Annotated in this window: 3 protein-coding genes; all 3 read right to left on the reverse strand. The window is 46.6% G+C overall.

The features are described from left to right. Positions 1 to 1,304, reverse strand: a 1,304-nt coding sequence (locus ACFIM1_RS09055; protein WP_375694664.1) for a portal protein, incomplete at its 3' end; no start/stop codon positions are given. Continuing rightward, positions 1,289 to 2,617, reverse strand: coding sequence for a PBSX family phage terminase large subunit (locus tag ACFIM1_RS09060; RefSeq protein WP_375694665.1), 1,329 nt, complete (start codon positions 2,615 to 2,617; stop codon positions 1,289 to 1,291). The genes ACFIM1_RS09060 and ACFIM1_RS09055, both read right to left, overlap by 16 nt. Continuing rightward, the coding region (locus tag ACFIM1_RS09065; RefSeq protein ID WP_375694667.1) for a hypothetical protein at positions 2,598 to 2,849 on the reverse strand (252 nt) is incomplete at its 5' end. The genes ACFIM1_RS09065 and ACFIM1_RS09060, both read right to left, overlap by 20 nt.

The raw sequence follows: 2,849 nt of genomic DNA on the forward strand, positions 1-2,849 counted from the left end.
ACTTGATTAATCGCTTCCTTGGCTTCATTAAACAGTTGGAAAAAACCGGTTGGGAATTGCGCTACGGGTTTGGGCTGTATCTTACCACCTGCCAAAGCGCCATTTTTTAAAACCGTAATACTATCTACTCTGCTCCAACTCTTTACAGCTTCTCTCTCATCTTCAAATGCGCCCCGCTCTGCCATTATCCCGCCTTTGGATTGGCTATTGAGAATGTGCATCACTTGACTGAAATATTTATTCGCCCATCGTTGTGGATCTTTTGTCGGTCTTACAACCCCATAAAATTGTCGTTCTATCTTGTCAAAATACCCCGTTATACACTCCCAACCCAATTGACCCGCTGGAACCAAAGGTTGATCGGGGCATTCAAGCAATTTCCTCCCTAAAAAAGCGCGTTTAACAACCTTTTTATTGAAAGCTGCCCCTTGAATATCGGGCATCATGCACTGGAGCTGCTTAAATTCCTCTTCGCTATAATCACGCAATTCACCCGTTTCTAAATCGGGCGCTTTGTAATATCGCTCGCTTTCAAACCAACGGCATTCAACGAGTGTGACCATCCGTCGACCGTTTTCAACATCAATACCCTTCTCATCATCGTAAGCTTCAAGATCATTATGATGAATGCCTTCATAGGCAACCCCATCACGCGCCCAATCTGCACTGAGTTCACTCCAATGGGCTTTGGGAAACATCTGCTTGGCAACTTCCAAAGGCTTGCGGTCGACATACCACATGCGTTGTGCATCGGTTAAATTCGGTTGCACCGCTGCACTATCCCAAACCATTTTTAAAGGATCTAAACGCGTAATAACCGGTTCACCATCTATACTGTTTTCATAATCAAGCCGCGTATCGGTCCACCCCATGCCGCAGATGACAGCGTCTTGGAAAGCATCACTATCCGCATATTCCGCATGCGCCACATCTCTAAACCATTCTGCCGCACCGGTAAGCAATTCACTTGGCAATGCCTTGCCTATTTGACGGGGAATGAATTGCACCTCTCGTTTATTGTTACGCTCTGAACCCACAACGGCATTAACCAATGGTGCAATGCGATTAAACGTCATAACGGGGCGGCGTTGTTCTTTTAAAGCCGCTAAATCTTGATCATTCCACTGATCACCATTGTAAAATCGAAAATCCTCCCTTGCATGTTCACGCCATTTGTTCACATGCTCAACATCTTCTTTGTACCAATTCACAAGCTTACGAAACAAACCTTCTGTCGACAGATCTGATGCGGCGTTACTTTCTTTCTCTAAATGCTCTTCATCATACATCATTCTGCCATCCATGACGTGCTCTCATAAGTTTCTCTACCGCTATAAGCTGGTCTCTTCTGTTTCTGCATCGGCTGTTCATACCCCACACACATCAATCCAAAGGCATCTGCACCATGACTGGACCAATCATGCTCGGCGCCTAAACCAATATTACGCTTCTCATCCCATTTCTCATGATACCAATTCAGTGCTTTACGACCCGCTACGGTTGTCTCTTCATTAAACCAAACTGAAGGCAAAATACGTCGCACCGCCTCTATTCGCATCTTAACCGCCCCCGCCCCTTGATTAGGGATCACTTGCGTTTCAAAACCCGCATCATTTAAAGCACTCTCAAAACTCACATTGTGCACACGGTCTCTCGTCGCACCATCATGGGGTAACACCATCAATGCCTTCTCATAACCGTTTTGACGCAACCAACCGATATGTTCCGATAACGGCTGTCCCTGTGCTTCGTAATAATCAAGCACTCTGATCTCCCTACCAACAAATTGTGCTATCCATATCGCTGTGGCATCTGCCTTAGCACCCGTGCCCCCAATGTCCCAAAAAGCGCGTATCTGCATTAAAGGGTCACGCGCAACACGCCCTATCCGCCCCTCCTGCTCGGCTGCCAACATTTCCCTCTGATAATAAGCGCCTTGAACTGCTGTAAGATAAGCCCCCTCCCATATATGCTTATAGGTCTCGGGACGGTTTCTCAGATCATCAAGCCGCGCTTCATTCAAGATCTTGGGAAACTTCGGATTATCTGACCAATTGATCTCTACACGCTTAATGGCTTCATTGTCTGAAAAGCGAAACCGCTTCTCAACGGGGGCATTCTCTCGCAACGGGTTCCATGTCACCCATAACTCTGCTCTCCACCCCTCTCCCTCTTCTCGCAAAGTCGGTATAAGCGTCTGCCAAGCCGTCTCTGTCACGGGCTCTGCCTCATCAACCCAACAGAGCAAGATACGCCCCATCGATTTAATGCTCGCAATATTACGGTCCAGACCAGAAAACTGAAAGGCTATACGACCATCTATCGACTTAATCGACGACTCCCCAACCTTGTAATAGTCCCTTAAAAAATCATGGGCTTCAATGGCGCGCTTAATCTCCTCCAATGAACTCTCTGCTAGCGAATTCTGAAACTGACGTGCACAAAGAATGGTCCCCGATATCCCTCCCATACCAAATTGATAGCCTTTTAAAGCAGCCATCAAGGCAAATGATCTTGTTTTACCAGAGCCTCGTCCACCCCAAGCCGCGCGTACCAAAGCATCTCCTGTAAAAATAGGAATGAGTTTTGGTACAATCTTAATCTGTCTTGTCGTCATTCATTGTTAAAGGAGCAATTTCTACACGCCCTATGATCTTAATCGCGCCCCCATCTTCCCCCGTCACTTGCAAAGGCAAGATCTTCCCAAGCAACGCTAAATAAGCAGCGGGGCATTCCATAGCCTGCTTTTCCAAATAAGAGATCAAACCATCCTTGCCAATTTTATTCCCAGCATTCTCAGCAGCCTTAACCACTGCTTCTTTTAAAATGCGCGTCACTTTATTTGGAAC

Source organism: Bartonella sp. AC158YNML, from assembly GCF_042196725.1.
Taxonomy (GTDB): Bacteria; Pseudomonadota; Alphaproteobacteria; order Rhizobiales; family Rhizobiaceae; genus Bartonella.